Genomic DNA, 22207 nt, shown 5'->3' with positions numbered 1-22207 from the left:
CATGAAGTTCGTACAGGTCATCGAGTACGAGACCGCCAAGGAAGCGGAGATGTCCAAGCTCATGGACGAGTGGATGATGGCCACCGAGGGGCGGCGGACGGTGACGCGGGAGTACCACACGCGGGACCGGGAGAAGTCGAACCACTTCGTGGACATCGTGGAGTTCCCGTCCTACGAGCAGGCCATGATGAACAACGCGCTGCCGGAGACGGTGCGCGTCGCCGAGAGGTTCCGGGCGCTGTGCGACGGGGAGCCGCGTTTCGTGAACCTGGAGGTCATCGACGAGGAGCCGTGACCGGCGGGGCGGCCGGGGCCCTTCCGGATCCGGCTGCCGGTCCGTGGGGCCCCGGCCCGGTCAGGAGCGGGGGCGGGGCGGCGTCACCCGGCCCATGGCGCGGGTGAGGGAGATCTCGATCAGTACCCGGTCGGGGTTGGGTGCCGGGGTGCGCCCGTAGCGCTCGGCGTAGCGGCGTACCGCGTCGGCGACCTGCTCCGGTTCGGTGCGGACCCGCGCCCGGCCCTCCAGGGTGGCCCACCGCTTGTCGGCCAGCTGGCAGACCGAGGTCGGCGCGCCCGCCGCGCCGGCCGCCAGCACGTTGCGGACCTTGCGGCTGGTCCGGCTGCTGATGACGCGGGCGAGGCCCGCCTCCGGGTCGTAGGTGACGCCCACCGGGACGACGTGCGGGGTGCCGTCCGGGCGGAGCGTGGTCAGGGTGCACACATGACGCTCGCGCCAGAAGCCGAGGTACGCGGGGTCGGGGTGCCGGGGGTCGATCGCCATGCGGGGAATCTATGCCGGGCCTCTGTCCGCGCGAACCTTGAGTGGAATAGACTCAACTTATCGGAGGTTGAACAGGGCAGGATTGGTCCATGGCGGTGCCCGGGTACGCGAGCCGGGCACACTCCGCCCGGGGACCGGTCCCGGACACCCCCGGGGCCGCCCGGTCCGGCCCGCCGTGCGGATCGTTTCCGTTGCCGAGAGCGCGAGGAGGAGCAGCAAGACGTGGACGCCGAGCTGACCAACAAGAGCCGGGAGGCGCTGAGCGCCGCCAACGACCGGGCGGTGTCCGCCGGACACGCCGACCTCACCCCCGCCCATCTGCTGCTCGCCCTGCTCCAGGGCCAGGACAACGAGAACCTGATGGACCTGCTCGCCGCCGTGGAGGCGGACGCCGCCGCGGTCCGCTCCGGCGTGGAGCGGCTGCTCGGCGGGCTGCCCAGCGTGCAGGGGACGACGGTGGCGCCGCCGCAGCCCAACCGCGAGCTGCTCGCGGTGATCGCCGACGCCGCGGAGCGCGCCCGCAAGCTGGGCGACGACTACGTCTCCACCGAGCACCTGCTGATCGGCGTCGCCGCCCGGGGCGGCCGCGCCGGTGAGCTGCTGGACCAGCAGGGCGCGTCGGTGAAGAAGCTGCTGGACGCGTTCGGCGAGCGGCGCGGCGCCCAGCGGGTCACCAGCGAGGACCCGGAGGGCACCTACAAGGCGCTGGAGAAGTTCGGCACCGACTTCACCGCCGCCGCCCGGGACGGCAAGCTCGACCCGGTCATCGGCCGGGACCAGGAGATCCGGCGGGTGGTGCAGGTGCTCTCCCGCCGCACCAAGAACAACCCGGTGCTCATCGGCGAGCCGGGCGTCGGCAAGACCGCCGTGGTGGAGGGGCTGGCCCAGCGCATCGTCAAGGGCGACGTGCCCGAGTCGCTGCGGAACAAGCGCCTGGTGGCGCTGGACCTGGGCGCGATGGTCGCCGGCGCCAAGTACCGGGGCGAGTTCGAGGAGCGGCTGAAGACCGTCCTCGCCGAGATCAAGTCCAGCGACGGCCAGATCATCACCTTCATCGACGAACTGCACACCGTGGTCGGCACCGGGGCCGGCGGTGACTCCGCGATGGACGCCGGCAACATGCTCAAGCCCATGCTGGCCCGCGGCGAACTGCGCATGGTCGGCGCCACCACCCTGGACGAGTACCGCGAGCGGATCGAGAAGGACCCGGCGCTGGAGCGCCGCTTCCAGCAGGTGCTGGTGGCGGAGCCGACCGTGGAGGACACCGTCGCCATCCTGCGCGGCCTCAAGGGCCGCTACGAGGCCCACCACAAGGTGCAGATCGCGGACGGCGCGCTGGTGGCCGCGGCGACCCTGTCCGACCGGTACATCACCTCCCGCTTCCTCCCCGACAAGGCCATCGACCTGGTCGACGAGGCCGCCTCCCGGCTGCGGATGGAGATCGACTCCTCCCCGGTGGAGATCGACGAGCTCCAGCGTGCCGTGGACCGGCTGAAGATGGAGGAGCTGGCGCTGAAGAACGAGTCGGACGAGGCCAGCAAGCAGCGACTGGACAAGCTCCGCCGCGACCTCGCCGACAAGGAGGAGGAGCTGCGCGGCCTGACCGCCCGCTGGGAGAAGGAGAAGCAGGGCCTGAACCGGGTCGGTGAGCTCAAGGAGCGCCTGGACGACCTGCGCGGCCAGGCCGAGCGCGCCCAGCGCGACGGCGACTTCGACACCGCGTCCAAGCTGCTGTACGGCGAGATCCCCGGCCTGGAGCGGGAGCTGGAGGCCGCCTCGGAGGCCGAGGCGGAGGCCAAGGAGGCCAAGAAGGAGACCATGGTCAAGGAGGAGGTCGGCCCGGACGACGTCGCCGACGTGGTCGCCTCCTGGACCGGCATCCCGGCCGGCCGGCTGCTGGAGGGCGAGACCCAGAAGCTGCTGCGCATGGAGGACGAGCTGGGCAAGCGGCTGATCGGCCAGAGCGAGGCGGTCCGGGCGGTGTCGGACGCGGTGCGCCGCACCCGCGCCGGCATCGCCGACCCCGACCGCCCCACCGGGTCGTTCCTCTTCCTCGGCCCGACCGGCGTCGGCAAGACCGAGCTGGCCAAGGCGCTCGCGGACTTCCTCTTCGACGACGAGCGCGCCATGGTCCGCATCGACATGAGCGAGTACGGCGAGAAGCACAGCGTCGCCCGGCTGGTCGGCGCCCCGCCCGGCTACGTCGGCTACGAGGAGGGCGGCCAGCTGACCGAGGCGGTGCGCCGCCGCCCGTACAGCGTGGTGCTGCTGGACGAGGTGGAGAAGGCCCACCCGGAGGTCTTCGACATCCTGCTCCAGGTGCTCGACGACGGCCGGCTCACCGACGGCCAGGGCCGCACCGTCGACTTCCGCAACACCATCCTGATCCTCACCTCCAACCTGGGCAGCCAGTACCTGGTCGAACCGCTGACCAGCGAGGAGGAGAAGAAGCAGCAGGTGCTGGAGGTGGTGCGGGCCTCCTTCAAGCCGGAGTTCCTCAACCGGCTGGACGACCTGGTGGTGTTCTCCGCGCTGTCCAAGGAGGAGCTGGGGCGGATCGCCCGGCTCCAGATCGACCGGCTCGCCCGGCGGCTCGCCGAGCGCCGGCTGGCCCTGGAGGTCACCCAGGAGGCCCTGGACTGGCTGGCCGACGAGGGCAACGACCCGGCCTACGGGGCGCGCCCGCTGCGCCGCCTGGTGCAGTCCGCGATCGGCGACCGGCTGGCGAAGGAGATCCTCGCCGGCGAGGTGCGCGACGGCGACACGGTCCGGGTCGACCGGGCCGGCGACGACCTGCTGGTCGGGCCGGTGCCGGCGGACGGGTGAGGACCGCCGCCGGTGATGCGGTGCGGGCCGGCGGGGGCCGTACCCGTCCGGTGCGGGCCGGTGGAGGCGGTGCGGTGCGGGCCGGCGGGGGCCGTCCGGCAAGGGGCGGCGGGGTTCCGGGGGCGGTGCCCCCGCCCCCGGGGCCGCTCGGCGGCCGGGCGGCGGCCGTCCGGTCCCACCGGCGGGCCGGGCCTCCGCCGCGGCGGATCCTGTCAGCCCTCGGCGGATCGGAGGCGCCAGGGGTTGCGGTGACGGGCGGGGTGTGGGGGAGGATGGCCGTATCCGTACGAAGGGAAATCCACGGTGAGCATCGACCCGTCCTCGATTCCGAACTTCGGGGGCCAGCCAGAACCGGAGCCGACCGGCCCCGCGGGCCCGATCATTCCGGACCAGGACCTGGTCAAGCAGCTGCTCGAACAGATGGAGCTGAAGTACGTCGTGGACGACGAGGGTGACCTCGCCGCGCCGTGGGAGCTGTTCCGTACGTACTTCATGTTCCGGGGCGAGCAGGACCAGCAGGTCTTCTCGGTCCGTACGTTCTACGACCGGCCGCACGAGATCGAGCAGAAGCCGCAGCTTCTGGAGGTCATCGACGACTGGAACCGCCGCACGCTGTGGCCGAAGGTCTACAGCCACACCAACGACGACGGCACCGTCCGTCTCATCGGTGAGGTGCAGATGCTGATCGGCACCGGCGTCAGCCTGGAGCACTTCGTCTCCTCCACCGTCAGCTGGGTGCGCGCCTCGGTCGAGTTCGACCGGTGGCTCGTCGAGCAGCTCGGTCTGGAGACCGACATCGAGTCCGGCGGCGAGGACAAGCCGGACGACGAGGGCTGAACAACCCGCAGGGCTGAACACAGGGCTGAGCACGCCCCCCGCCACCCGCGGCCCCCGGTCAGATCGGGACCGGTGCCACGGTGAGGAGGTATGTGCCGTAGAGCCAGGAGAGCCCGGCCAGCGCGACCGCCGTCACCACGGCGGTGCGCGGCCGGGCTCTCGCCATCGCCAGGGCCAGGGGCAGCAGCAGCGGGAAGGCCGGGAGCAGGAACCGCGGCTTGGACGCGAAGTAGCCGGCGCCGCCGAACGCGATGGCCATCAGCACCAGGGTGTACACCAGCAGCGCGAGCGGCGGCCGGTCCAGCACCAGCAGCACCAGCAGCAGCAGCGCCGCCACCAGCAGGGCGAGCGTCATGTGGTACGCCAGCACGCCCTTGTCGAGGACCAGCCGGCGCACCGCCTCCAGGGTGTCCCGGCCGAAGTCGAAACGGGAGCCCCAGTCCTCCTGGATCCGGAAGTAGCCCAGCGGATCGTCCCGCCGGACGCCCACCCACCCCAGGTAGCCCAGCCAGCCGAGCGGGGCGAGCGCGGCGGCGGCCGGTATCCGCCAGCCGGCCGGTCTGCGGCCCGGTACCGCCCGTTCGTCGCATGGCGCCGCCTGTCCGTGGCCCGGCGCCGCCCGTTCGTCGCCCGGCGTCGCCTGTCCATGGCCCGGTACCGCCCGTCCGTGGCCCGGCGCCGCCCGTCCGTCGCTCAGCGCCACCGGTTCGTCGCCCGGCGCCGCGCGTCCGCGGCCCGGTGCCGCCCGGGCACCGCCGGTGATCCGGCGGAGGCCGGTGGCCGCGGCGCACGCGCACACCGCGGCGGCGACCGCCAGCCCGTTGGGCCGGCTCAGCCCCGCGAGCAGCGCCAGCGACCCCGCCCACAGCCAGCGGCCGGTCAGCAGCGCGTACAGCGACCAGGCGGCGAGCGCGGTCAGCAGCGGCTCGGTGTACGCCATGGACTGCACGATCGCGTGCGGCAGCAGCCCCCACAGCACCACCGCGCACAGCGCCACCCGCCTCCCGTACAGCAGCCGGGCGACCGCGTGGACGCCCCACGCCGCGGCGCCCGCGGACGCCCAGGCCACCAGCAGCCCGGCGGACACCGTGCCCAGCGGGGTGACCGCGGCGACGGCTCGGACGAGCCCAGGGAAGAGCGGGAAGAACGCCAGGTCGCTGAAGCTGATGCCGGGCCAGATCCGGGAGGGCAGGGCGGTGCCGTAGCCGTCCTGGGCGATGCCCACGTACCAGACGCTGTCCCAGGAGCGGCCGAGCAGCGTGCGCGGGTGCTTGCCCACGTGCCAGGCCCATACCGCCAGACACAGCATCGAGGTGAGCCGGACGGCCGCGTACACCGCCAGCGCCGGGGCGGCGCTGCGCAGCGACTCCTGGACGGCGGCGAGCGGGGAACGGACCGGACGCGGTTCCGGGGTCGGCCGGGGCACGGTGGTGTCGGCTGCGGACACGGGCACCTCCGAGGCGGTCGTGCGGTACGGCCACGTAGGGGCGGTCAGGCACCGAGCCCCCGGGAATGCGGCGGGGGCTCGGCACCATCGAACATCCGTCATCCGGGCGCCGCGCGCGACCGGAGTGGTCCGTTCGCGGTATCCCGCGGCCCGTGACCACCCGCCCGGACCACCGGGCCCCGTTCGGACCACCGGGCCCCGTTTGGACCACCGGGCCCCGCCGGGGCGCACGTCAGGCACCGGGCTCCGCCGTGCTGCCGGGCGGGGTCGGCGCAGGTCACCAGGGGTGCCGTCGGCATCCTCTACACTGCTCGGCGCGCGCGGCCCCGTCCGTGGGGCCCGGCCCGCATCGCCGCCGGAAGGTCACCGCGTTGAACAGGCCCCTCGCACCTCATCCGCTCACCCGCTACGGCTGGCACGCCGGGCTCGACGCGGAGTTCGCCCCGCACGCCGCCGAGGGCCTGGTACCCGGCCGTATCGTGCGGGTCGACCGCGGCCGCTGCGAGGCGGTCATCCCCGACGACGGGAGCGGCGGGACCGGTGCGGACGGCGGGGACGGCGCGGACGGCGCCCGCCCCGGGCCGCACGGCGGGGACGGCGCGGACCCGAGGCCGCACGGCGGGGACGGCGCGGGCGTGCGGGTGGTGCGGGCTGACACCGGTCCGGTCTCCTCGCCCGATCCGCTGCGCGTCCCCTGCACCGGCGACTGGGTGGCGCTCGACCCGCGGCAGCCCGCGGTGCGGGCGCTGCTGCCGCGCCGCACCGCGTTCATCCGGTCCACGTCGTCGCAGCGGACCGAGGGCCAGATCCTCGCCGCGAACATGGACCAGGTGCTGATCGCCGTCTCGCTCGCCACCGAGCTGGACCTGGGCCGGATCGAACGCTTCCTCGCGCTGGCCTGGGAGAGCGGCGCGCAGCCGGTGCTGGTCCTCACCAAGGCGGACCTGGTGCCCGACCCGGTCACCCGGTCGTATCTGGTCGCCGACACCGAGGAGGCCGCTCCCGGGGCGCGGGTGCTGGCCGTCAGCGCCGCCACCGGTGAGGGGATCGACGAGCTGGCCGCCGTCCTCGCCGGTGACGGGACCGGCACGGCGGTGCTCATCGGTCAGTCCGGCGCCGGCAAGTCCACCCTCGCCAACGCGCTGCACGGCGCACCGGTCCAGGCCGTCCGGGCCACCCGGGACGCCGACGGCAAGGGCCGGCACACCACCACCACCCGCGATCTGCTGCCGCTGCCCGGCGGCGGGGTGCTGATCGACACCCCGGGGCTGCGCGGCGTCGGGCTGTGGGACGCGGACGCCGGTGTGGCGCAGACCTTCGCCGAGATCGAGGCGGTGGCCCGGGAGTGCCGCTTCCAGGACTGCGCGCACACGGTGGAGCCCGGCTGCGCGGTGCTGGCGGCGATCGAGGACGGCGAACTGCCCGAGCGGCGGCTGGAGAGCTACCGCAAGCTGCGGCGGGAGAACGAACGCACCGCGGCCCGGAGCGACGCCCTGCTGCGGGCGGACATCCTCCGGGACTGGAAGCGGAAGCAGGAACTCGGCCGGTACATGCGGGAACGCAAGCGCGGGCCGCAGTGAGCCGGGCCGGGCCGGTGCCCGGGTGCCGGCGGCGGTCAGACGCGGGCGGCCACGAAGTCGCGCAGTGTCGCGATCGACTGCAGCGAGTCCAGGTTCAGGTCCTCGTCGGCGACGTCCACCCCGAACCGCCGGTGCACGGCGCCGAGCAGCGCCGCCCCCGCCAGCGAGGACAGCGCGATCCGCGGGCCGAACAGCTCCGTCTGGTCGGGCAGCGCGTCGATCACGCCGCGATCGACTCGCAGCGCGTCGGCCAGCAGCCCCCGGATGACCTGCTCCACCTCGGTACGGCTGGTGCCGTGCTCCGCCATGGTTCGCACACTCCTCATCGACCGGTCACCGGCCGGTCCCATCGACTCGTCGACCGGTTCACCGCGCGGACACGGCGAGCCAGGACGGGTGGTCCGGCAGCGCCCCGTCCAGCGGCCTGGCCAGGGTGACCGGCTCCGACCGGTCCGCGCCCGGCTCGCCGGCCACCCGCAGCCCGGCCTGCCGGAACAGCAGCCGCAGCTCGACATTGGCCGAGGTGGGGCGGAGCACCACCCGGAACTCCCCGGCGCCGGCGGCCCGCGCCCGGTCCATCAGCCAGCGCAGGAAGCCGAGCGACACCCCGCGTCCGGCGATCCGGCAGGACAGCGCCAGCAGCTGGACGGTCCACACCCGCGGGGTGCGGTCCACCAGCGCGGTGCCGATCATCCCGTATCCGCCGAACCGGTCCTCCAGCTCGGCGACGAGCAGCGCGCTCCCGGTCTCCGGCCCGGCCGGGTCCGGGACGGCGGCCCGCAGTCCGTCGGCGTCCAGCGCCAGCCCGGACGAGTTCAGCCGGTGGGTACGGGCGGCCAGCTCGGCCACCCGGGGCAGGTCCGCCTCCCGGGCGGCGCCGAGCGAGAGCCGCATGTCGCAGGAGCGGAGGAACTCCTCGCGCGATCCGGAGAACCGGCGGCCCTCCTCCTTGCGCACCGCCTCGGCACGGTAGCGGCTCACCCGCCGGCGGGCGTCCTCGGTCACCGCGCCGGACGCCAGCCGCTCCAGCAGCTCGGGCACCTGCTCGGGCGCGAGGGTGCCGACCTCCGGCAGCATCGCGCCGACCTCGGCCCGCTCGTACGGGCTGTCGTCGACGAGCAGCAGCGCGTCCACCGCGATGCCCAGGTCCTCGGCGATCCGCCGCAGCGACTCGCTCTTGTCCTGCCAGCCGACCTGCGGGGCGATGAACCGCTCGGCGAGCCGGGCGTCGGCCCGCAGCAGGTCGAGCACCGCGGGGTCGGTGCGGCTGGCGACACTGCTGAGCACCCCGCGGTCGGCGAGCGCGGTGATCGCGTCCAGCACCCAGCGGCGCGGCTCGGGCAGGCCCGGGGCCGTGGACTCCACGGCCACCCCGTCCCACACGGTGTTGTCCAGGTCCCAGACCACGCACTTCACCCGGTCGAGGGTGCGCGGGCCGCCGTCGTGACCGTCGGCGGGGCGGCCGTCGGCGGCGGTCCGGTCGCCGGTGTCCCGGCCGGCCGGGGTCAGGCTCATCGTCCCGTCCGGTCGGCCGGTACCAGCCGGAGCTTCATCGACATGTGCGTCGACTCGAAGCCGAACTTGCGGTACATGGTGCGCATCGGCACGTTCCCCGAGTACACCTTGCCGACCACCTCGACCAGCCCGTGCTCGACCGCGAAGTCCAGACCGGTGGCGATCAGCAGCTCGGCGATCTCCGAGCGCTGCTCGACCTCGGCCACCGCCAGGGACCGGAAGTTGGCGTACCGGTCGCCGGTCATCGTGTTCTGGTTGTCGCTCATCCACAGCCAGCCGACGGCGGTGTCGTCGTCGGGGTGGGTGGCGACGAACATGCCCTTGCGGGACCGCTCCATCGCCTTGGCCAGCCGTGCCCGGTGCCGGGCCGGGTCGTCCACCGCGGCGTCCCCGAAGGAGACCCGGGCGATGTCCACCTCGAAGTCCGCGATGGCGTCGATGTCGCGCTCGTCGGCGGGCCGGACCCGGAACGGCGCGGCCTGCCGCTCGTACGGCGGCCGCTCCCCCGCCGGCGGCCAGGCGATCACCGCTTCGTCCCGCCGGGCGGCCGGCCCGGGCGCGGCCGGCTCCGGGGCGGCAGCGGTGGCCGGGGCCGGTGCCGCGGCGCCCGCCGGGGCGGCGGTGCCGGCTGTGCTCTCCGGCGACCCGTCCCGGGGCGCCTCCACGGCCTGACGGGCCTGCGGCAGGTCCTCCGACAGGCTCACCAGCTGCCGCGGCTTGAACGGTCCGCCGCCGCACGCCGGGCACCCGTCGGCCCGCAGCGCACCCACCGAGGTCCACCGGGCGCCCGGCCCGACCGGCACCCGGGCGTGGCAGGAGACGCACTCGTACTCGCGCTGCCGGGAGCGCTTGTCGCGGGTGTACAGCGGCCCCTGGTAGCTGCCGCCCACCGACGACTGGGTCGCGTTGGTGGTGAGCAGGTGCTGGAAGAAGCCGGAGCCCCCGAGGATGCCGCTGCCCTCGTACTCGTTGAAGTTGTGGATGAAGCCGTTGACCACCAGCCCGAGATTCACGATCTCCTGCTGGACCTCGAACATCTCGTTGGGGCTCTTGGCGCCGAACGAGAAGAAGATGCTGTGCGCCGGACCGGGGCGCAGCCCCTCGACGGCCCGCGACAGGAAGAGCTGGGCGCCTTCCGGGGTGTACGGGGGGTCGGTCATCGCCGCGTCGAACCGCCCGTGCAGCGCTTCCGGCAGCGGGTTGCGCAGATCGTGCCGGACCGTCTCCACGGGGAAGCCCATCCGGGACGAGACCTCGGCGATGTGGCCGAGGATGTCGGGCGAGATGTCGACCACGGTCAACCGCTCCACCAGCGGTGAACCGAGCACGTCGCCGACGACCGCGAGGGCCAGCGAGATCATGTCGTCGTCGCCGACCAGCAGCAGCGATCCGCCCGGCAGCACACCGGCCCGGAGCAGCGCCAGGACCCGGCGGACCTTGGTCTCCGGGGTGCATCGCGACTGGTCCAGGGCCATGTCGGCCCCGGGTCCGGTCTCCATGAGCGCGGACAGCCGCCGGACGGCCTCGTCCAGCACCGGCGGGATGACCAGCTCGCGGCCGTCGCACTCGGTGCAGGTCGCGTCGAGGGACAGGTCCATGCCGAGCCCGGCGACCAGCGACACCCCGGCGGGGGTGAGACGGGAGGGCCGCTTCTCGGTCAGCAGTCCGCGGCGCCGCAGCTCGTTGCCGACCGCCGCGACGATGGGCACCGGCAGGCTGGTGGCCCGGCTGATCTCCTTGGTGGACGCCGGGGAGAGCCGGCGGATCGCCCGCAGAACGGAGCGCACCCCGGGCACGCCCTCTTGCAGCCGGACAGCGTCGGCGACCTCGTGCAGGAGCCGATCGGCGTCGGCGACTCGGGCGCCCGTCACAAGAGAGTTCCACGTGTACGCATGATTTCGGAGTATAGACGGGCGCGCGGGCGGACCACGGTCGCCGACCGGCCGCCCGGGCCCGGGCCCGCGGCCCGCCGCCGGCCCCACCGGAGCGCCCGGGGCAGCCCCGCCGGAGCGCCCGGGCCGGCCGTCCGCGAGCACCGGGGGAGCGGGCCGGGCACGGTCACCGCACGCCGGGCGGCCAACGGGCCGGACCCGGTTTTCGTCGGCGATCAATTCCCGCGGAGCGCCGGTAAAGCGTCTGATCAATTCAGTGGAAGATCGCCCGTTCCGCGACCGGCCGCGTCGATCCACCGGCATGAAAGCGGGAACCCGGGGAATGCGCGCAATGCTGTGTCGGTTTCACGCGGGCCACTCTCCGTCGAAACCACCGTCACCGAGCGCAGATATTCCGGTCCTGCCCCGCGCCGGGCCGCGAACCGGCTTCATGTCCCGGACGTGGCAGGTGGGAGGCGTGTGACGGGCCCGCCGCGGCCCGTCCGGCGGGCGGCTGCCGGGGGGTCGCCCGGGGGCCGGGCATAAAACAACAGCGGCCCCGCGTCCGCCCGTTGCGCCGTGGGCGGCCGCGCGAGGTGGGCGCTGTCACGGCGGCGGATGCTAAAATTGCTTGTTCGCGAACACTTGGGGTGCCGCCAGCGGGGCCGCCGAAGATCGCGTATCGGACCGCGGATTTCCCTGCATGACGGAAAGGAGACGGGGACACCCCCTCCGGGTCGTATCCCCATCGCCATGACGAACGACCTCACCAGCGCCCCCAAAGACATAAACGTCGACGACCTCTGCTCCTACGCGGTCGACCTGTGGGTCAGCGACCCGAGCATCCTGACCGACGAGGCCCGCCTTATGGAGGTTCTCCGGACCGCCGCCGCGAAGGGGAACGCGAAGGTTCTCGGCGAGTCCTCGCACGTGTTCCCCAACGGTGCGGTGACCGCGATTCTCCTGCTGTCCGCCTCGCATCTCAGCATTCACACCTGGCCGGAATTCAACCTGGCAAACGTGGATTTGCTGGCTTACGGCCGCCTGAATGGCGAGCGCATGATGGAAAGCATCGAGGTCGAGCTGGCCCCCACCCGCATCAACGTCTCCCGGCTGCTGCGCGCCGTTCACTGAGCGCTGTTTCCACGGCGCTGCGGCGCGGATTCCGCCGCGGATTCCGGGAGTCCACCGGAAGGGCTTCACGGCGTCGCCCCCCTGCGTCCGCGGGACGTAGGGGGTGGGGGCGCGCATGGTAACGTAGGCGGGGTGACGTAAGCAGAGAGCGGTTCCGTCGCTGACCGGCCGCACCGCTCCTATTCCCAGGAGACGCCGCTATGGGACGTGGTCGTTCGCGCGCCAAGCAAGCGAAGGTAGCTCGGGAGCTTAAGTACCACGCTCCGGCCACGGACTTCGCGGCTTTGCAGCGAGAACTCTCCGACAACGACGACAGGGTCGACGTTCCGCTCGACGACACGGACGCGTTCGCCTACGACGCCGGTCTCGACCGCGACCACGATGACGAGCATGAGTTCGCCGAGCGGTGGACGGTTCCGTCCCGGCGTCGCGGCTGAATTCGCCTCCGGACCGACGGTAACGCGCGGATCACCCGCCGGCCGGCCCGTTCCACACCGCTCCACATTCTCCCGGCAGCCGGAATCCGGCCCCTCGGCCGTGCCGATTCCTGACGCGGACGAGCCGTCGGTGGTCCGTCCGCTCCCGGAGCATGTCGCGCGGGTGTGGTGGGCCGGTCCGGACGATGCGCACGACGGACTGCTCCGGCTGCTCGACCCCGTCGAGCGGGCCCGGCACGCGGCCACCGCCGCGCCCGCCAACCGCCGTGAGTTCCTGCTGGGTTGCGCGATCAGCCGGGTGGTGCTCGGCGCGCTGCTCGGGATGGAGCCGGCGCGGGTGCCGCTGGTACGGCGCTGCCCGGTCTGCGGCGGTCCGCACGGCAAGGTCCGACTGCGCCGGAACGGCCCCCGGTCCGATGGTCCCGGCGACGGCTCCGGATCCGCCCATTCCGGCGACGGCTCCGTTCCCGTTGGTCCCCGGGACGGCGACCTCGCGGACATCCGCTTCTCGGTGACGCACGGCGGCGGCCTGGTGGGCGTCGCGTTCCACCGGGGCGGCGACACCGGACTCGACGTCGAGCCGGTCGACCCGGCGCTGCGGGTGGCGCAGGTGGCCCCCGGCATGCTCGCCCCGCGGGAGCTGGCCCAACTCGACCAAGTGGCGCCCGGCGGGCGACTCCGGGCGTTCCTGCGGTACTGGTGCCGCAAGGAAGCCGCCGCCAAGGCGGTGGGCGCCGGACTGCGCACCCGCTTCCGCGACCTGGAGGTGACCCCGCCCGGGCTGCCCGCGGCCGTCACCGCCTGGCCGGACCGGCCGGACGCGATGGGTACCGTCAGGCTGGCCGACCTGGAGGTGGGCGACGCCCACCAGGCGTGTCTGGCGGTGCTGGCTGCGACCGCCCCGGCGATCGAGCAGTACCGGGCCGGAGCGCTGCTGCGGCACTGGGCCGGGTCCTGAACCGAACGCCGCCTGTGTCTATTCAGCCAGGTCGGTTCACACTGTCGTTCAGCCATTGAAAATGGCCCGGTCAGGAAGATCGCCCCGGCTGCCGCATCGTGCGCCGTGCACGCCGGGCGTCTCCCTCAAGTAGTTACCTCGTTAACCGGAGGATTCCGCTTTTGAGCCCACGACGCAGAGCTTCCCGATCGGCTCGGTCGTCTTGTACAGGGGAAACCGGGCCAACGTCATCGGCCACACGGACAACGGCGACGTCCAGATACGCATGCTCAACACGGGAAGCGAGCTCTCCGTCCCTCCAGACAGGCTGTCGCCCCTGATGCCCTCCACCTCGCCGAGGTCTTCCCGAAGCGGACTGGTCCTCGGTATCGGAGTAGCGGGGACACTCGCTCTGGCGATGATCTACTGGCTCGTCGATACCGACGCCAGCGACCCCGAAGCGGCGGTACTGCGGACATCACCGTCGGTGGAAGCACCCGCTCTTTCTTCGGAGGCGGTGCCAACAACAGCGGCAGCCCGTGGCGCCGGTGCCGCCACTCCGTCCGTGGCTCCCAGCTATGGAACTGGAGTGCCCACATGGGTCAAGCGCCTCCAGGGCGTGAAGGCGGCGTACATCCAGCCTGGCAACCCCGAGGAAGCAGACTCAGCCGACCGTCGGGACTCAGTTCAAATCGAGTTCACCGGCGGCGACGCCGGCCAACACTGCACCGCGGCTAGGGCCCTGGCCGGGACCGAGTACGGCATCATCATCACGACTCCCACCGGCATTGCGGTGGACTCGAACGACTGCCTCAGCGTGAATCTCGATACGTCCTGACGGGTGGACCTGGCTCTGGCCGCACGCGCGGAGCGAGTACCGCGCGGTCAGATCGGGCTGAGATCCGTCAGGCCGGGCTGACCCGGCTCGCCGTCGGAGGCGGAAGGAGCCGTTCCATGGAGCTCCAGGTGAGCGGCTATCGCCTCCTGCAAGGGCTCCGGTCCCCCAGGCTGTGCGGGCATGCCATCCGCCCAATCGATACCCCGATGCACCTCATGCCACTTCGGCCGAAGCTGCTTGCCCTCGCGCCCGGACCCTTGTCGGTTGACTCCGAATCCTTCCAGCACCACGTTCCATACGGGTAGCAGGTCACTGATCATCAGCCGCTCAGCTATGGGGGTGAAGAGATCGTCGGCGGGGAGGTATCGCGCTGAGAAGTCGCTGAGGTCGAGGTCAAGAGCTTTGTCGATCTTGCGGGCGTGCTGCCTGAGCCGGTCCCGCAGTTTGGTGCCTTCCCAGGCCGCGCCCACGTTCTGGCCCTTGCGGCTCCCCTCCGGGTCGGCCTTGCCTACGTAGATAGGTATGTCGCACTTCGTGGAGGAGATGCGCGCGTACAGCTCGTTGGGCCCCGCGTAGTAGATGGCGTAGATGCCGCAGCCGCGGAAGTCGGGGATGTCCCCGAGGGGCACCGGCTTCGACGACACCAGGGCCCAGAGCACGCTCCGCCCGAGGTTCTCACGTCGGAGCGGGTCGTAGATGTGGTCACGCCCGGACTCCGCGGATCGAATCCGACGACCGCGCTCGCTGGACTCGGTCACGGGACGGGCTCCTTCGCTGGGCTCGGTTTCCCCGTATCTCGCCCCCATGACGATCGGGGAGACGCGGGTCATCGAAGGAACTGTAGTCGTCACAGCGTGAAGATTTTGGCCAGAATAGCAGCATGATCGCCTACTCCGCGGTATGGTTTCACCTGCACTGATCTGCTAGGAGCGTGAAACATGGCACGGACGTCGGTCGAACTGTTCGCCGGAGGCGGTGGGCTGGTGCAGGCTGGCACGAACGCCGGCTTCCGCCATCTCCTGGTGAATGAGTACGCGAAGTGGGCGTGCGAGACGTTGAAGGCGAACGACTTCGCGGCTTACCCGGAAGGGTCGTGTCCACCCGTCCCCGCGGAGCTGAAGGACGGGGAGGAGAGGACCGACAAGCACAAGACGCCACTGGTCATGGGCGATGTCCGCAAGCTGAGCATGACCTACCTGGGGGAGCATGAGGTCGATCTCCTGGCTGGCGGCCCCCCGTGCCAGCCGTTCAGCCTCGGCGGCGTCGCCAAGGGGGACGAGGATGAGCGGAACATGTTCCCCGAGATGTTCCGGGCCGTGAGGGAGATCAGACCGAAGGCGGTCCTCTGCGAGAACGTCCGCGGCTTGCTGCGTCAGTCCTTCTCCCCGTATTTCCAGTACATCAAGCGCGAGCTGGAGCTGCCCTTCGTAAAGCGCGCAGGCACGACTTGGCAGGAGCACGATCGGCGACTGCAGGATCGACTGAAGGCGAAGGACACGGACCCGACGCAACGATACGAGGTTCTCGAATTCCCCGTGAACGCCGCCGATTACGGGGTTCCGCAGATTCGGAACCGCGTCATCCTCGTAGCCTTCCGGGCTGACCTCGGTGTGGATCGAGAGAAGTTCCGAGACGCGGTCAAGGAGACACACTCCAAGCGATCTTTGATCCGATCCTTCCTCGATCACACCTACTGGGACCGGCACCGAACCGTCGAGAAGCATGTCCGTGATGGTGTCGAGCGCCTGTACCGGCAGGAAGAGCTTCAGCTCGACGAAGGGGAGTGCCTGGCCCCGTGGCTGACGCTGAGGGACGCCTTGGTCGGGCTACCTGAGATCAACTTGCAGAAGCTGGACAAGAAGACGCCACAGGGCTTCCCTGACCACATCGGGTGGCCAGGCGCGAGGATCTACCAGGGCCACACGCCGAACATGCTGGACTATCCAGCGAAGACCGTGAAGGCTGGCGTGCACGGTGTCCCAGGCGGCGAGTCCGTGATGCTCCTGGACAAGCGTGAGCGAAACCGGGAGACCGGGCGCCTGGACTATATCCACCGGTACATGACCGTCCGAGAGACCGCCCGCGTCATGACGTTCGGTGACGAGTGGAACCTGATGGGACCGCGCGGTGAGCGGATGCGCCAGCTGGGCAACGCCGTGCCGGTACGCCTGGGAGAGGTCTTCGCGAAGGCCATTTACGCGGCACTGGACGACGTGGAATCGCGATCGTGACCGATGGACGGCGCGGCGGACAGAGCGGCTGGAACGATCAGCCGCCGCCGGCGCGAGCCTGGAAAGGTCGCGCCGGCCGAAGCCGAGAAGCCCTGGCCGCCGAGCAGGACCGCGCGGCCGGCGGTCGCCAAGGGCGCTACGTCCGTCTGGATGACGATCGCTACGCTCTCGCCTCCGTCGAACTCAAGGTGCTGCCCCACACCCGACGCATTCGTGCCTACCTGCGGTGGTCCGACAAGGGCCGTTCGCCCGCCAAGTACCTCGGGCAAGTCGACAACGACACCCGAGCGGCGAACCTCGTCGCCGGGTGGGAAGCGGCGGTGGAGAAGGGGCTCGTGGGCGCCCGACCTGTGCCGCGGGACTCGTGGGCCTCGTCGGACGCGGTTCGCGCGTCGATGCGTGGGAACCGGGGCAAAGACACCGGTCCCGAGCTCAGGCTCCGCTCCCTCATCCATCGCGAGGGGCTGCGGTACCGCGTATCGGCGCGGCCACTGCCCGACTTGCGCCGTACTGCGGACCTTGTGTTCACGAAGGCCCGTGTGGCGGTGTTCGTAGATGGCTGCTTTTGGCACGGGTGCCCGGAACATCACAGGCCGGCGACGACTCGAAATCGTGAGTTCTGGCACGACAAGATCGAGGTCAACCGCTCGCGGGACGAGGAGACGAACCGTCGCCTCTCCGAAGCCGGGTGGACGGTTATCCGTATCTGGGAGCACGAGGACCCCGTCGACGCCGCTCAGCGCGTCGTCGCGGTGGTGCGCGGTCAGTGACGAGGGCTACAGGGTCCCGCTGCGGAGCAGGTCCTCGACCGCGTCCGTAGCGCGCCGCAGGGTGATCCGGCCGTCACCGTCGCTGTATGCGAGCAACCGTTCGCCGATGTGCAGGCCGGCCTCGACCAGGACACCCATCGGGATTTCGACGGTTCCGTCTTCCGCCACGGTCACCTCAGCGGATTCTCGAATCATGCTCCCAGGATGCAGCGGGGAGCGGAACCGGGACCGCCACCATGGTCCTGGGGGTGGCGCGAACGAGTCCTCGAACCCGAGACGGTTGTCAGTGACCGCCTCTACCATCGAAGCGGTCACGATCATCGGGGTCGCCGCTGCGGCCGTCGGCCTCAATGCAATGGCTCGAGGGGGGCACGCCGAGGGCGTGACCATGGGAGGAGCAGGAATGAAGATCACCCCGTCAGCACGCATCCTTCGGATGTTGGGCGAGATCGAGTTCGACGAGTGGCAGTGCGTAGCGGAGCTGCTCGACAACGCCTTCGACGACTTCACGGAGATCACGAGGCTGGGAATCCCTTGGGCTGGCGGTTTCAGGGTGAGTGTCAGCCTGCCCAGCTCCTCGATCAGGTCCAGCGAGGCGCAGGTCGTGATCACGGACACCGGCCGGGGGATGAGCTACGAGACGCTCGAGCACGCGGTACGTGCGGGTTGGTCGAGTAACGACCGCTTCGACAAGCTCGGGCTGTTCGGGATGGGGTTCAACGTCTCGACTGCCCGGTTGGGGCGACGTACCAGGGTTCTCACCACGCGTGCGGGTGATCCCGAGTGGATGGGCGTCGAAATCGATCTGGACAGGATCGGCGACGACTTCGAGGCGGATGACATCACCGAGCCGAAGGTCGACCCGAACGAGCACGGCACGAGGATCGAGATCAGCCGTCTGCACCCGGCTCGCGCGGATTGGTTGCGCCGGAACGAAGCGAACCTGCGACAGACCCTCGGACGGGTCTATTCCTGGATCCTCGACAACAGGCCGTTCGAACTGTGGGTGCAGGGCAAGAAGGTCAAGCCGCGCCGTCATTGCCGGTGGGGTGACGATCGGTACGTGACGTTCGGAACAGGCGCCAAGGCGGAGAAGATCCCGGCCTATATCGCCATCGATGAGAGACTCGAAGACGCTGCGGCGTGCCTGGACTGTGGCAACTGGCAGCACCCTGGCGACGAGGTCTGTGGTCAGTGTGAGGGCAGCAGGCTGGTGCCCAGAGAGCGTCGTATTCATGGATGGTTGGGAGTCCAGCGGCACCTGCACAAGAGGGAGTTTGGAATCGACTTCCTCAGGAACGGCCGCAAGATCCTTCAGTGGGATCAGAGTCTCTTCCAGTGGAAGAATCCGAATAACCCGCTCGCTGCTCTCGACATCGAGTACCCGATCGAACTTGCCAACCAAGGTGGACGGTTGATCGGGGAGATCCACTTGGACCACGTGCCAGTCACGTACCAGAAGGACGCATTTGAGTACAGCGACCGAAGCTGGCGTGGAGCCGTGCAGCTGCTGAGGGGGGTGGGCCCCCTCCTGCCCAACAAAGCGAGGGACGCGGGCTACCCGGAGAACAACAGTCACCTCGCGAAGCTCGTGAAGGGATTCCGTCGAAACGACGCGGGGCTCCGCTACCTGACGCCTGGAGACGGGTCGCGCCCCATCCATGAGGAGACCAGGCGGTGGGCGGACCGATTCCACAGAGGGGATGAGGAATACCAGACGGATGCCATCTGGTGGGACGCGGTCGTCCGCCACGAAAGCCTGGTTAGGAAGGCTAAGGCCGACCGAGCGAAACAGCACACACCTGCCCAGCCAGACGAGCAGGCGGTTTTGGAGGCGTTGGGCCTAGGCGCGAAGTCCTCGGAGGATCGGCAGCCGGGCATCGCCCCACCCACCCCCGAGCCGAAGAGGCCGACCAGGGAGACCAGTCAGGAGCGGATAGACCGCTACTCGGCCAACTCGGTGTCGGTACCCCGCCTCTCGAAAGACTTCGGGATCCGAAGCCTTGGCGCCTTCTTGAGTATTGACACGCGTCGTCTGAACGGCACACGCCTCCAAGACGACCACGGTCAGGAGACACCGATCCTGCTGGTTCAGCGGGACGGGCGACGGGCCACCGCGTTCATCGACCCCGAGCACGAGAGTCTCGCGCGTCACGGAATCGACGAATCGGACCTGCTGCTCGTGGAAATCGCCTCGGTCCTCAAAGTGAAGACGGACAGTCGCCTCACCCTCTCCAGTCTTGTCGCCGGGTTGCGCGCCGAGTGTCTCCCAGACAGCGTGAACCGTGTCGAGACGGTCGGGGCGGAGGCGCGGGAACTCCTGTCCGACATCCGGGAGCGGATGGCCGCGAAGGCCGAGCAAGACCCCGCGCGCGCCTTCGAACTGCTCTCCCCGGACGAACTCACCGCGACGGAGAATGAGCTGATCGCCAGTGGGCGCGTGGCCAGCACCCAGTTGCTCGGCGAGAACACCGAGTTCATCATCCACGCCCCGGCATTGTTCATCGTCAAGCTGCTCGAATCCTGGCCGGAGGCGTTTATGGACGGGAATGTCTTCTCCGGACCGTACCTCTCAGTCTCGTCACCGTCGGCCCGCAGGTTGAGCCTCGCTCGGACAGCTGGATATCTGACCGACGTGGCCACAGTGACGGGCTTCAGCGGCGGAGTCACGGACCCGGTCCAGCTCCAGCGCACCCGCCTGAGTGTCAGACTGTTGGCCGACGAGCTGGCGGGCGAGGGATGAGCAAGGGTGGCTTCCTCTCTGCCGAGGAACTCCTCGCGGGAGGCCCGAACGGGCTGACCCACGCTGTCGAGAGGGCCCTGTGGCACCTCGGGTTCTCCGACGTCAGGGTGGTCGACGGGGCGGGCGACGGTGGGGCGGACCTGCTCGCGGTGAGGGACCGAGAGCAATGGGTATTCCAATGCAAGTGGTCCTCGCGTGGGCCGGTCGGCAGGGAGGGGATCGACGACATCGAACGCGCCAGGACGCGCTACCGAGCGGATAGGTCCGTACTCGTCACGAACACCGGTCTGAACCGTACTGCGGATTCCCGGCGTGATGCATTGGCCTCTGTGGGTATCGAGGTGGGCGTGTGGGACGGTCCTACTCTCGCGGAGATCTGGGAGCGCATGCCCCCAAGAGTGCCGGCCACGTACGAACTGAGGCCGTACCAGCGGGAGGCGGCGGACGCGATCGAGAGGGACCTGACCCGCCATGGCACGGCGCTGCTCATCCTCGCGACAGGGCTTGGCAAGACGGTGGTGGGCGGGGAGACCATCCACCGGCACCTAGCGAGGAATCCCGGCGCCCCCGTCCTTGTCGCCGCCCACATGAAGGACCTGGTCGAACAGCTGGAGCGGGCCCTATGGCGACACCTGGACAAGTCGACACCGACGCGGCTCGTCACAGGTGACACGAAGCCCACCGCACTCGACGGCGTCCTCGTGGGTACCGTCGAGTCGGTCCTCGGTCTGACGCGTGCAGGGTGGCGCCCGGATCTTGTGATGATCGATGAGACGCACCACGTCGGGGAGAACGGGCGATTTGCAGAGTTGCTGGATCTGTGCGGAGATGCGGCGAAGTTCGGTGTCACCGCGACGCCCTGGCGCGGTGACAAGTTCGACATCACCGCGCGATTCGGCCCCCCGAGCTTCACCATGAGCATCGCGAGCGGAATGGCGGAGGGGTACCTCTCCGCCGTCGACTACCGACTCTTCGTCGACAACATCAACTGGGATGCGGTTCGGGAGGCGAGCGAACACGGTTATTCCATCAAGGAGTTGAACCGCGCACTTTTCCTGCCGCAGCGCGACGAGGAGATCGTCGAGCATTTCCGGAGGGCATGGCGGGAGACCGCCGACCCGCGGGCGATTCTGTTCTGCCAAACAATTGAGCACGCCGAGCGCATGGCATCCCTGCTAGCAGCCTCGGACCAGGCTTGGGGTAACGCGTCCTTCCTGCACAGCGGTCTGCCGCGTCAGCGCCGTCAGATACTGCTGAACGAGTTCAGACTCGGGCGCGTACCCATCATCACCTGCGTCGACGTGTTCAACGAAGGAGTCGACGTCCCGGACGTGAACCTGATCGGGTTCTTGCGCGTCACGCACAGTCGCCGCATCTTCGTACAGCAGCTCGGTCGCGGACTCAGGCTGAGTCCAGGGAAGCGTGCCCTGAGAGTGCTCGATTTCGTGACGGACATCAGGCGCGTCGCCGCGACCCTGGACCTGCGACGAGCGTTGGAAGCGGCGGAGACCGAGGTGATGGAGCGGCTGCCGGCGTCGGCGTCGAGTATCGAGTTCAACGACACCACCGCAGGCAGCCTGCTAGACCACTGGATCCAAGACGCGGCGGACCTCGAGACAGCTGCGGACGAAGTGAAGTTGCAGTTCCCATCCCAAGGGGGGATCTACTGATATGTCCATCCCGCGCGACGTCGAGATGGAGATCGTCCGCTTACTGTACGCAGAGGCGGCCGAGAAAGACTGGACGTTCCTCACGGACAGTGAGCGGACCCCGATATACAACCGGTGGGCGAGGTCGCCGGAGATCGGCGAACGGCTGGCCCTCTACCTCAAGGACCCCGAGGGAGTTCGCCACTGGATCAAGGACCGGCCCATGAAGGAGTACGCCCGGGCGGTCTACGGAGTCGGGAAGTACGCCCAGGTGGTCCCGAACCCAGCGGCTGGGGTGAGTACGCTCGTGAAGCAGGCACTCGGAGCGGAATGGACACCGGATCTGGAGACACGCCGCATCAAGCCCCTCCGAGTAACACTCCGCAAAGGTGAGACAGAGGAGATGTACTTCACCTGGGGGCCGCAGCGAGATCTGAAGCACTTGGTGTGGGCCGCCTTGCGTGCGGAAGCTGACGGAGATGCCACCCCCTGGACCCTCTGCGTGGTCAGCGCGTTTGTGGCCCCGATCCCACAGGAGGTGAAAACAGCGAACCTGCGCCTCGCGGAGCGCTGCGGCCTACGGATCACACACGCGACAGGGGAGTGAAGGC

Annotated in this window: 20 protein-coding genes; 13 read left to right on the top strand and 7 right to left on the bottom strand. The window is 70.2% G+C overall.

Features of this window, described 5'->3' with window-relative positions:
• The first annotated feature begins 1 nt into the window (after position 1).
• Positions 2–295, top strand: coding sequence for a hypothetical protein (locus ACH4B3_RS13090; protein ID WP_398462890.1), 294 nt, complete (start codon positions 2–4; stop codon positions 293–295).
• A 60-nt stretch (positions 296–355) separates the two neighbouring features.
• Here ACH4B3_RS13090 and ACH4B3_RS13085 read toward each other — a convergent pair whose 3' ends face one another.
• The gene (locus ACH4B3_RS13085; RefSeq protein WP_398462889.1) at positions 356–781 is read right to left on the bottom strand and encodes a pyridoxamine 5'-phosphate oxidase family protein; all 426 of its coding nucleotides are present in this window, start codon (positions 779–781) and stop codon (positions 356–358) included.
• A 222-nt stretch (positions 782–1003) separates the two neighbouring features.
• Between ACH4B3_RS13085 and clpB the strand changes: the two genes are divergently transcribed.
• Together clpB and ACH4B3_RS13075 are read left to right on the top strand one after the other, a co-directional pair.
• Positions 1004–3607: an ATP-dependent chaperone ClpB gene (clpB, locus tag ACH4B3_RS13080; protein ID WP_398462888.1), complete on the top strand. Its 2604-nt coding sequence runs from the start codon at positions 1004–1006 to the stop codon at positions 3605–3607.
• A 303-nt stretch (positions 3608–3910) separates the two neighbouring features.
• Positions 3911–4444, top strand: a complete 534-nt coding sequence (locus ACH4B3_RS13075; protein WP_398462887.1) for a YbjN domain-containing protein — start codon at positions 3911–3913, stop codon at positions 4442–4444.
• 58 nt (positions 4445–4502) lie between these two features.
• On the opposite strand, the gene ACH4B3_RS13070 is transcribed toward ACH4B3_RS13075, so the two are convergent.
• Positions 4503–5891 carry a hypothetical protein gene (locus ACH4B3_RS13070; RefSeq protein ID WP_398462886.1) on the bottom strand — a complete coding sequence of 463 codons (1389 nt, stop codon included), beginning with the start codon at positions 5889–5891 and terminating at the stop codon, positions 4503–4505.
• 371 nt (positions 5892–6262) lie between these two features.
• Between ACH4B3_RS13070 and rsgA the strand changes: the two genes are divergently transcribed.
• The gene (gene rsgA / locus ACH4B3_RS13065; RefSeq protein WP_398462885.1) at positions 6263–7471 is read left to right on the top strand and encodes a ribosome small subunit-dependent GTPase A; all 1209 of its coding nucleotides are present in this window, start codon (positions 6263–6265) and stop codon (positions 7469–7471) included.
• 35 nt (positions 7472–7506) lie between these two features.
• On the opposite strand, the gene ACH4B3_RS13060 is transcribed toward rsgA, so the two are convergent.
• The 3 genes from ACH4B3_RS13060 to ACH4B3_RS13050 are packed head-to-tail and all read right to left on the bottom strand — an operon-like array spanning position 7507 to position 10857.
• A complete protein-coding gene (locus tag ACH4B3_RS13060; protein WP_398462884.1) occupies positions 7507–7779 on the bottom strand; it encodes an acyl carrier protein in 273 nt (90 codons plus the stop codon).
• A gap of 58 nt (positions 7780–7837) precedes the next feature.
• Positions 7838–8986, bottom strand: coding sequence for an HAD-IIIC family phosphatase (locus ACH4B3_RS13055; protein WP_398462883.1), 1149 nt, complete (start codon positions 8984–8986; stop codon positions 7838–7840).
• Positions 8983–10857, bottom strand: coding sequence for a GNAT family N-acetyltransferase (locus ACH4B3_RS13050; protein WP_398462882.1), 1875 nt, complete (start codon positions 10855–10857; stop codon positions 8983–8985). Before ACH4B3_RS13050 ends, ACH4B3_RS13055 begins: the two co-directional genes overlap by 4 nt.
• Positions 10858–11610: 753 nt before the next feature.
• Here ACH4B3_RS13050 and speD point away from each other — a divergent pair.
• From speD to ACH4B3_RS13030, 4 genes are all read left to right on the top strand, one after another.
• The gene (speD, locus tag ACH4B3_RS13045; RefSeq protein ID WP_398462881.1) at positions 11611–11991 is read left to right on the top strand and encodes an adenosylmethionine decarboxylase; all 381 of its coding nucleotides are present in this window, start codon (positions 11611–11613) and stop codon (positions 11989–11991) included.
• A gap of 200 nt (positions 11992–12191) precedes the next feature.
• A complete protein-coding gene (locus tag ACH4B3_RS13040; RefSeq protein ID WP_398462880.1) occupies positions 12192–12428 on the top strand; it encodes a DUF3073 family protein in 237 nt (78 codons plus the stop codon).
• Positions 12429–12528: 100 nt separating this feature from the next.
• The gene (locus ACH4B3_RS13035; RefSeq protein WP_398462879.1) at positions 12529–13386 is read left to right on the top strand and encodes a 4'-phosphopantetheinyl transferase family protein; all 858 of its coding nucleotides are present in this window, start codon (positions 12529–12531) and stop codon (positions 13384–13386) included.
• Between the two features lie 202 nt (positions 13387–13588).
• A complete protein-coding gene (locus tag ACH4B3_RS13030) occupies positions 13589–14203 on the top strand; it encodes a hypothetical protein (protein ID WP_398462878.1) in 615 nt (204 codons plus the stop codon).
• Positions 14204–14250: 47 nt separating this feature from the next.
• Here ACH4B3_RS13030 and ACH4B3_RS13025 read toward each other — a convergent pair whose 3' ends face one another.
• The gene (locus ACH4B3_RS13025) at positions 14251–14961 is read right to left on the bottom strand and encodes an Eco29kI family restriction endonuclease (protein ID WP_398462877.1); all 711 of its coding nucleotides are present in this window, start codon (positions 14959–14961) and stop codon (positions 14251–14253) included.
• Positions 14962–15141: 180 nt separating this feature from the next.
• Between ACH4B3_RS13025 and ACH4B3_RS13020 the strand changes: the two genes are divergently transcribed.
• A complete protein-coding gene (locus ACH4B3_RS13020) occupies positions 15142–16434 on the top strand; it encodes a DNA cytosine methyltransferase (RefSeq protein WP_398462876.1) in 1293 nt (430 codons plus the stop codon).
• Positions 16431–17204, top strand: coding sequence for a very short patch repair endonuclease (locus tag ACH4B3_RS13015; protein ID WP_398462875.1), 774 nt, complete (start codon positions 16431–16433; stop codon positions 17202–17204). The genes ACH4B3_RS13020 and ACH4B3_RS13015 overlap by 4 nt, the downstream gene beginning before the upstream one ends.
• Positions 17205–17210: 6 nt before the next feature.
• Here the strand turns inward: ACH4B3_RS13015 and ACH4B3_RS13010 are convergent, their stop codons facing one another.
• The gene (locus ACH4B3_RS13010; RefSeq protein ID WP_398462874.1) at positions 17211–17399 is read right to left on the bottom strand and encodes a hypothetical protein; all 189 of its coding nucleotides are present in this window, start codon (positions 17397–17399) and stop codon (positions 17211–17213) included.
• 91 nt (positions 17400–17490) lie between these two features.
• On the opposite strand from ACH4B3_RS13010, the gene ACH4B3_RS13005 reads away from it, so the two are divergent.
• From ACH4B3_RS13005 to ACH4B3_RS12995, 3 genes are read left to right on the top strand one after another with little or no spacing between them, the layout of a single operon-like run.
• Positions 17491–19947, top strand: coding sequence for an ATP-binding protein (locus ACH4B3_RS13005; protein ID WP_398462873.1), 2457 nt, complete (start codon positions 17491–17493; stop codon positions 19945–19947).
• Positions 19944–21617, top strand: a complete 1674-nt coding sequence (locus ACH4B3_RS13000) for a DEAD/DEAH box helicase family protein (RefSeq protein WP_398462872.1) — start codon at positions 19944–19946, stop codon at positions 21615–21617. The genes ACH4B3_RS13005 and ACH4B3_RS13000 overlap by 4 nt, the downstream gene beginning before the upstream one ends.
• A 1-nt stretch (position 21618) precedes the next feature.
• Positions 21619–22203 carry a hypothetical protein gene (locus tag ACH4B3_RS12995; protein WP_398462871.1) on the top strand — a complete coding sequence of 195 codons (585 nt, stop codon included), beginning with the start codon at positions 21619–21621 and terminating at the stop codon, positions 22201–22203.
• The last annotated feature ends 4 nt before the right edge of the window (positions 22204–22207 follow it).

Origin of the sequence: Streptomyces sp. NPDC018031, from assembly GCF_044327625.1 — a bacterium.
Lineage (GTDB): Bacteria > Actinomycetota > Actinomycetes > Streptomycetales > Streptomycetaceae > Streptomyces.
This window is presented reverse-complemented; position numbering and strand designations above follow the sequence as displayed.

Coding starts and splice junctions, on each gene's coding strand:
- ACH4B3_RS13000 (WP_398462872.1), top strand. CDS start 19,944: ATGAGCAAGGGTGGCTTCCTCTCTGCCGAGGAACTCCTCGCGGGAGGC.
- speD (WP_398462881.1), top strand. CDS start 11,611: ATGACGAACGACCTCACCAGCGCCCCCAAAGACATAAACGTCGACGAC.
- ACH4B3_RS13040 (WP_398462880.1), top strand. CDS start 12,192: ATGGGACGTGGTCGTTCGCGCGCCAAGCAAGCGAAGGTAGCTCGGGAG.
- ACH4B3_RS12995 (WP_398462871.1), top strand. CDS start 21,619: ATGTCCATCCCGCGCGACGTCGAGATGGAGATCGTCCGCTTACTGTAC.
- ACH4B3_RS13085 (WP_398462889.1), bottom strand. CDS start 781: ATGGCGATCGACCCCCGGCACCCCGACCCCGCGTACCTCGGCTTCTGG.
- ACH4B3_RS13090 (WP_398462890.1), top strand. CDS start 2: ATGAAGTTCGTACAGGTCATCGAGTACGAGACCGCCAAGGAAGCGGAG.
- ACH4B3_RS13020 (WP_398462876.1), top strand. CDS start 15,142: ATGGCACGGACGTCGGTCGAACTGTTCGCCGGAGGCGGTGGGCTGGTG.
- ACH4B3_RS13055 (WP_398462883.1), bottom strand. CDS start 8,986: ATGAGCCTGACCCCGGCCGGCCGGGACACCGGCGACCGGACCGCCGCC.
- ACH4B3_RS13010 (WP_398462874.1), bottom strand. CDS start 17,399: ATGATTCGAGAATCCGCTGAGGTGACCGTGGCGGAAGACGGAACCGTC.
- ACH4B3_RS13060 (WP_398462884.1), bottom strand. CDS start 7,779: ATGGCGGAGCACGGCACCAGCCGTACCGAGGTGGAGCAGGTCATCCGG.